Below are 7,547 nucleotides of genomic sequence, written 5' to 3'. Positions count from 1 at the left end.
CCGGTCCGCGGCACGCTCACCGGGCACGTCGACGGTTCCCAGCAGCGTCGTGCCCAGTGCCGCGGCGATCTCCGCTTCGGTGCGCGGCCGGCGACCCACCCGTGCGGCGGTGAGCTGGCCGATGACCGCGAACAGGAAGAACGACAGGGCCCCGGCGACGACGAGCTGCGTCCTCGTCGGCGGTGTCCCGCCTTCCGGCCGGGCCGCGGGCCCCATGACGACCGTGCCGGCCTTGCCGGCGGCCGGGTCGGCCTCGTCCAGCTTCCTGACGGCCTCCTGCAGCGCGGTGCGCAGCTTCGCGAGTTCGGTGCGGGTCTGCACGCTCTCCACGGTCCGCCCCGGATCGGCCGCGTCGGCCAGCTCGGTGATGCGGCGGCTGGTCCGCAGCACCGTCTGCCGCAGCGCCTCGGGCCGCCCCGCTTCGGGACCGGCGTCGTCACCCCCGATCCGCGCGGAGAACGCGGCGAACTGCTGGACCATCTCGTCGGAGAGCTGCTGTGCGCGCTCGGGGGTGTCGGCCGTGCCCGTGATCCTGACGATGTTCCCGTCGGTGGCCTCGGCGCTCACCCGGTCCCGCAGTTCGCTGCCGCCGACCCCGGTCCAGCCGAGCGCGTCAGCCGCCCGGTCGACCACCATCGAACTGGTCGCGATCTCCGCCTGGGTCAGCAGCTCGCGCTCCTGCCACGCCCCCGGAAGCAGCACCGACGCCGACGTCGTGTAGCGCGGCGGGACCAGGAGCGAGGTGCCGTACCCGACGAGCGCGCCCACCACGGCGAGAACGGTGAGAAGTCGCCGGCGCCGACGGATGAGCCGCCCGATCGTGGCCAGGCGTATCAGGTCATCGCTCAACGGTGCGGCCCCCTCGCTGCCCGGTACGGGGCGCCCGCCGGCGCCGGAGCGGCGCACGACAGGCAGCGGCATAGGCGGCGAGCAGCGACGCTTGTGAGTTCTTCCAGGAGAGCGGCCCGCTGATCCGCTCCTGGCCGATCCTGCCCATCCGGGCCCGCCGCTCCGGATCGTCCAGCAGCAGCGCGATCAGCTCGGCGAACCCGGCCTCGTTGTTGGCGGGCGCGTAGACGGCGGCGTCACCGGCGGAGACCCGCGCCTCGCGCAGGTCGAACGAGACGATCGGCCGGCCCATCACCATGTACTCCAGGACCTTGTTCATGGTCGACACGTCGTTGAGCGGGTTGTGCGGGTCGGGGGAGAGGCACACGTCCGCGGTGGACAGGTAGCGCACCAGCTCGGCGTCCGGAATGCGCCCGGTGAACCGCACCTGCTCGGAGAGCCCGAGCTGCCGGGACAGCTCCACCATCGCGTCGAAGGTGTCGCCGGCGCCGACGAACACCGCGTGCCAGTCAGTCCGTCCGAACTCGTCGCGCAGCTTGGCGAGGGACCGCAGGGCGTAGTCGACGCCGTCCTGCGGGCCCATGACGCCGAGGTAGCACAGCAGGTGGGGCCGGCCGGCCTTCAGCTCCGGCTCGGGCGGTACGGGGTGGAACCGGTCGACGTCGGGAGCGCTGCGCACCACGAAGACGTCCGCCGGCCGTCGGCCGCCACGCCGCACCGCGACGTCCCGGTAGCTCTCGTTCGTGGCGAGCACGACGTCCGCGGCCCGGTAGGTCAGCCGTTCCAGCGCGCACACGGCGCGGTAGAGCAGGTCCTCGCCGCGGTCGAACCGGGAGAGGTACAGCTCGGGCACCAGGTCGTGCTGGTCGAAGACGAACCGTGCTCCGCGCCGCTTCAGCCACAGCGCCGGAAGGAACAGCAGGTCGGGCGGGTTGCAGGCGTGGACCACGTCGACCGGGCCGACCTTCCGGGCCAGCCGGACCGTGTGCCACAGCGCCGCCCCGTACTCCCGCAGATAGCCGGCCGGCCCTCCGGTGGCCGCCCGCAGCGGGTAGCGGTGGATCCGCACGCCGTCGATCTCCGCCTCCGCCTCCGTGTCCCGCTTACCGCCCCGGGGGCAGACGACGTGCACCTCCCAGCCCGCGTCGCGCAGCGTCGTGCACTCCTGCCACACCCGCCGGTCGAACGGCACCGACAGGTTCTCCACCAGGAGCAGCGCGCGCCGGCCCGGCCGGTCGCCGCTGATCGTTTCACCAGGCAAGGCCCACGTACCCCGGTTCGGCCCGCCGCGCCTCGGCGTCGGGAAGGTGGACAAGGTCGACGATCACCGTGCCGTCGCCATGGGGGAGGGCCGACAGCACGGCCGGATCCCTCGTCCCGACCAGGCACACGTCGGCGTGTTCAAGCACCTCCTCGACGGAGTTCGCGAGCAGTTGCGCGAGGTGCGGCAGCCGGGTCTCGATGTACTCGCGGTTCGCGCCGAGCAGCCGGGAGAGGCTCACGTTGGCGTCGTAGATCCGCAGGTCGTACCCCTTGCCGAAGAGCCGCTCCGCCAGCTCGACGAGCGGGCTCTCGCGGAGGTCGTCGGTGCCGGGTTTGAAGGACAGCCCGAACAGGCCCGCCCGGCGCTTGCCGGTGCGCTCGACCAATTCCACCGCGCGTTGCAGATGGTCGGAGTTGGAGGGCAGGACGTGGGCGAGGATGGGCACCGACACGTCGGCCCGCTGCGCCGCGTGGACCAGGCTGCGCAGGTCCTTGGGCAGGCAGGAGCCACCGAAGGCGAAGCCGGGACGCAGATAGGCGGGGCTGATGTTCAGCTTGCGGTCGGCCAGGAACACGTCCATCACCTGGTGCGAGTCCACGCCGAGCGCCCGGCACACCGCGCCCAGTTCGTTCGCGAAGCCGATCTTGAGGCCGTGGAACGCGTTGTCCGCGTACTTGATCGCCTCAGCCGTCGGTACCGGCACCCGGAACACCTCACCGGGCAAGCCCTCGTACAAGGCCACCACCGCGTCACCGCTCGCCGGGTCGAGCTCCCCGACGACGGTCTTGGGCGGGTCGAAGAAGTCCCGCACGCTTGTGCCCTCGCGCAGGAACTCCGGGTTGACCGCGACCCCCAGGTCCATGCCGGCCGTGCCGCCGACGTGCTTCTCCAGGATCGGCAGGAGCAGGTTCAGGCAGGTGCCCGGCAGCATGGTGCTGCGGAACACGACGGTGTGCCGCCCACCCCGCTCGGCCAGCGCGGCGCCGATCTGCTCGGTCACCCGCTCCAGGTAGGTGGTGCACAGGCTGCCGTTGGGCTCCGACGGCGTGCCCACGCAGACCAGCGACAGCTCGCTGCCCGCTATCGCCTCGCGGACGTCGCCGGTGGCCCGTAACGCCCCGCTGTGCACGACCTCGGCGATCAGCTCGCCGATCCGCTCCTCGACCACCGGGGCCCTGCCGCTGTTGACCAGGTCGACCTTCACCTGGTTCACGTCCACCCCGACGACCTCGTGGCCCATGCTGGCCAGGCACGCGGCCGACACGCAGCCCACGTAGCCGAGCCCGAAAACGCTGACCCTCATGACGCGTTCCTCCCCGCCGAGCAGGCCTTCCGGCCCGCGTTCCGCACGCCGGCCGCAAACCGACCCCCGCACATCAGTAGGCCCCCTGGCCGTGGAGAACGGCACGCAGCGTCTTCCACAGGATCACCGCGTCCAGGGCGAGCGACCAGTCCTCCACGTACCGCAGGTCCAGCCGGACCGCCTCCGCCCACGACAGGTCGCTCCGTCCGCTGATCTGCCACAGGCCGGTGAGTCCGGGCTTGACCAGCAGCCGCCGCCGGATGTCCGGGCCGTAGGCGGCGGACTCCTCCGGTAACGGAGGCCGCGGGCCGACGAGCGACATCGACCCGGTGAGCACGTTGAGCAGCTGCGGGAGCTCGTCGATCGAGTACCGGCGCAGCACCGCGCCCACCCGCGTCACCCGCGGGTCCCGCCGGAGCTTGAACAGCAGGCCGGCGCCCTCGTTGCGGTCGGCCAGCTCGGCACGTGCCCGGTCGGCCCCGGCGACCATGGTGCGGAACTTGAGAATGGTGAACTCGCGACCGTCCTTGCCGACCCTGCGCTGGCGGTACAGGGCCCCGCCCCGGCTGTCCACCAGTACGAGCAGCCCGACGAACACCATCAGCGGCGCGAACAGCGCCAGCAGGATCGCCGCGCCCACCCGGTCGACGACCTCCTTGACCACCCGGCGGCCCCCGGAGAAGGTCGGCATGCTGACCTTCAGCAGCGGTATCCCGAGCACCGCGTCGACGTGCAGCCGCGGCCCGGCCACCTCCATCAGCACGGGAGCCACGACCATCTCGGCGTCGCTGCCCTCGATGTTCCAGGCCAGCCGCTGGAGGCGGTCCGGTGACCAGTGCGGGTCCGGGGTGATCGCGACGACACGGTAGCCGTCGCGATTGACGTGGTCGGCGACGTCCGCCAGCCGGCCGACGACCGGCACGCCGTCCAGGTGGCCACCGGCGAGCCCGAGACCGTCCGGCGTGCACACCGCGTCCACCCGCCAACCGAGGTGGGGAAACCTGCGGGTGCGGGCGACCAGGTCGCGCACGGTGGCCGGGCTCCCGGCAGCGAGCACCGGGCGCAGGCACCGCCCTTCGTTCCGCTGCCTGTGCAGCCACAGACGCAGCAGGTACCGCGCGGTCATGGCGACCAGCGCGATCGCGGGGATCGCGACGAAGATCCAGAGCTTGATGTTGCGCGAGGTGAGGGCGATACCGCCGAGTGCCAGTACGACGGTCGCCGTGAACAGCGAGCGTCCGAGCCGGCGGAACTCCTCGGCGCCCTGGCCGAGCACGGCCGGAGCCCACGACCGGCTCACCGCGAGCGACCCCAGCACCAGCAGCTCGGTGCCGAAGGCGAGAATGCCCCACTTCTCATGCCAGTCGGCCGCGTCCCGGGCTCCGAAGAAGCCGCCGATCGCCGCCACCACCAAGGCGGTGGCCACCGTGTCGCTGGTGATCACGGTACGGCGGTACCGCTGCTCCCAGTCGACCGCGGGTCTGCTGACGTCCCCGCTCGCCAGACGCCCGCGCGCCGGCGGAAGCGGGCTGACCAACCCCCCATGCCGCACAGAACCCCCCGGTTCCCAGTGGCTCGACGTGCTCGCCCATCACTGTCCGTGCCCTGGGCGGCCCCCCGCCCCCGCACTGTTCCCCCTCTCGGGAGGCCCCCGCCCCCGTACGGCGTTCCGGCTGTTGCCGAGCCACGTGAACAACCCGCCCCGGCGGCGGCAGAATCGTGCGTACTGCCGGACTTTCGAGGTGCGCGGCAGCGCGTCGGAACCCCGGGTGCTCCCCGCACCCTAGGCCCTTTCCCGGGCCCCGCGAATTGATCATCCCCTCGGCCTGCGGCGGGGACGCGACTGCTGGCTTTCGGTAGCGCCTGATCTGTGGACCGATGTCGGCCGTCTTGTGTCCGACCGCTGAAGCACGGTCAATCTAGACCATCGGGGGCCGTTGTGTAGAGGGGATGTGTGCAATTTTCGTACTCGGGATTTTCAGGCCGGATCTGGTCCATCGATCGGTCTCCGCCTACGGGCGCGCACTGACGCCGGCGTGCGCCCCGGCAACCCCTGAGCCCCGCGTGACAGTGGTTCGGAACGCTGCAACAGGCTTGCCAGGAAGCCCTGTTGGCCATCATTCTCCGCTGCCGCGCACTCCGTGGTGCCGCAACGGGAGCCCCGAGGCCGGCGGGCGAACGATCCGGACGGCGAGGTACACGAGGTGATCGTCACGTGTTTCGCCGGCATGTCCGTGGGTGTACGCGGCGCCTCGGTGCTCGGGTGAATGCCGTGATTCCGCTCAAGGTGCTGGTGGAGAGGTTGCGGAACAGAACGTGTGGCACTGGAAGCGCGAGGAAAGGGGCCTGGAAAGGGAATTGCGGAAAAGAGGAAGCTGATCAACCGTTTATGACGTCCGTTCGGCGACCAGCGACTCGCAGGGCCTGGCGAGAAAAGCGGAAAAGGGGCCTCCGGATACGGGGATCATCTTTCGGCCAGCGGTGAAGCACCCTTCCGACGACGCACCACTTCGCGCCACTCGCGGTGCCGGTGCCGGCGGGCAAGGGCGTCCGAGCCGCGGTCCGCGACCCGGACGGGACGTTCGGAGAGCACCCCCTCGTCTCCTCACCCAGGAGTGGCCCGACCCGTCCGGGACGGCGCGGAGGCGTCGGTGAGGTCGGCTCCGGCGTCGGCGTCCCGCCGGGAGTGGCCGACACCGTGCCAGTCCAGGCACGTGACGGTCGCGTCGTCCTCCAGGTGGCCGTCGTTGGCGTCGACGATCGCCGCGATGAGGGCGCGGGCGGCCTCGCGGGGGTGCAACGCGCGGGTGCGCACGATCAGGTCGGACAGGTCCAGGCGGCTGGCGTTGCGTTCCAGCATGCCGTCGGTCAGCATCACCAACCGGTCGCCCGGCCGCAGGTCCAGCGTCTGCACCTGGTAGGTGTGAGGGGTGTCGAAGCCGAACGGCATGTCGACGGCCGGGGTGATCTCCTGCACCTGTCCGTCCCGCATGCGCAGCGGCCAGGGGTGTCCGGCGTTGACGAACTCGGTCCTGCCGTCGATCAGGCTGATGCGCAGCAGCTGGCCGGTCACGTAGCTCTGGCGACCGTGCTCGCGCATGGCCTGGTCCGCCTGGCGGGCCTGCTCGGCCAGGTCGGCACCGGCGCGCCGTGCCCGGCGCAGGGCGCCCACCAGGAGGGTGGCCAGCAGCGAGGCCTCCACTCCGTGCCCCATGGCGTCGGTGACGGAGAGCTGGACGGTGTCCCGGTCGATCACGTAGTCGAAGGTGTCACCCCCGACGTGGTCGGCCGGCTCCAGCGCCCCCGCCACCGCGAACTGCGCCGCCTCGCACGCCAGCGACGCCGGGAGCAACCGGTGCTGGATCTCCGCGGCCAGACTCAGCGGGGTGGTGCGGCGCCCCCACTGGTACACGTCGGTGAAGGACCGGTTCGCGATGACGATGTAGGCCAGGGCGTGCGCGGTTTCCGTGATCTCCCCCATCACCTCCGCGTCCGGCGCCGTGGGCAGGAACAGTTCGAGGAGCCCGATGGCGTCCCCGCGGTTGGTCACCGGGGCGACGATCCGCACGAGTGCGCCGTCGCCCTTGTCCTCCACGCTCGGCCGCTGACTGCGTATCACGTCGTCGTACAACGTGCCCCGCAGCGTGATGCGCCGGGCCGGTTCCTCGGTGTCGACGCTGCCCGCCGCCCCCAGCCGGACGACCGCGCCGCCGGTGAAGTCGGTGATGAGGAACGACACCGAGGCGGCTCCGAGGTGCTCCCTGAGCATGTCCGCGACCACGTCGAGCGACTCGACGGGAGCCGCGGACTCCGCCGCCGCCAGCGTCTTGCCCAAGGTCATCGTCCCGCCCCGGCCGCGCGTGTTCCCGACACCACCTGTGCTCGGTTCGCTCTCCCCGGCAGACCCGCGCACGGTCACGTTGACTCCTCACTTCTCGCTGGTGCTCCGGCTCCCTCCCGAGTAACACGAGGGACCGGCGTCGAACCCCGCACCGGGCAGGTGCCATTGCACCACAGGGCCCCTGGACGGACGCACCTGCCGGGCCGCCGTTCCCGTCCGTGGACAGCCGGGAACCCGCCGCCGTGGGGGACGCCGGCGACCCGCGGCCGGCCGCCCGCCGGTTCGCGGCG

The 7,547-nt window shown here is 71.8% G+C and carries 4 protein-coding genes and 1 pseudogene; all 5 read right to left on the bottom strand.

Annotated features, from left to right (window positions below):
• The coding region (locus ACYVE9_RS10805) for a Wzz/FepE/Etk N-terminal domain-containing protein (RefSeq protein ID WP_461027560.1) at positions 1–849 on the bottom strand (849 nt) is incomplete at its 3' end.
• Positions 846–2,110 (bottom strand): annotated as a pseudogene (locus ACYVE9_RS10800) (glycosyltransferase family 4 protein). The gene ACYVE9_RS10805 and the pseudogene ACYVE9_RS10800, both read right to left, overlap by 4 nt.
• Positions 2,100–3,416 (bottom strand): nucleotide sugar dehydrogenase, encoded by a 1,317-nt coding sequence (locus ACYVE9_RS10795; RefSeq protein ID WP_461027559.1) that lies wholly within the window; start codon positions 3,414–3,416, stop codon positions 2,100–2,102. Before ACYVE9_RS10795 ends, ACYVE9_RS10800 begins: the two are co-directional and overlap by 11 nt.
• A 73-nt stretch (positions 3,417–3,489) precedes the next feature.
• Complete coding sequence (locus ACYVE9_RS10790; RefSeq protein WP_461027558.1) at positions 3,490–4,968, bottom strand: sugar transferase; 1,479 nt, start codon at positions 4,966–4,968, stop codon at positions 3,490–3,492.
• A gap of 1,053 nt (positions 4,969–6,021) precedes the next feature.
• Positions 6,022–7,257 (bottom strand): PP2C family protein-serine/threonine phosphatase, encoded by a 1,236-nt coding sequence (locus ACYVE9_RS10785; protein WP_461027557.1) that lies wholly within the window; start codon positions 7,255–7,257, stop codon positions 6,022–6,024.
• Between the last annotated feature and the right edge of the window lie 290 nt (positions 7,258–7,547).

Source organism: Streptomyces sparsus (assembly GCF_054776295.1).
This window is presented reverse-complemented; position numbering and strand designations above follow the sequence as displayed.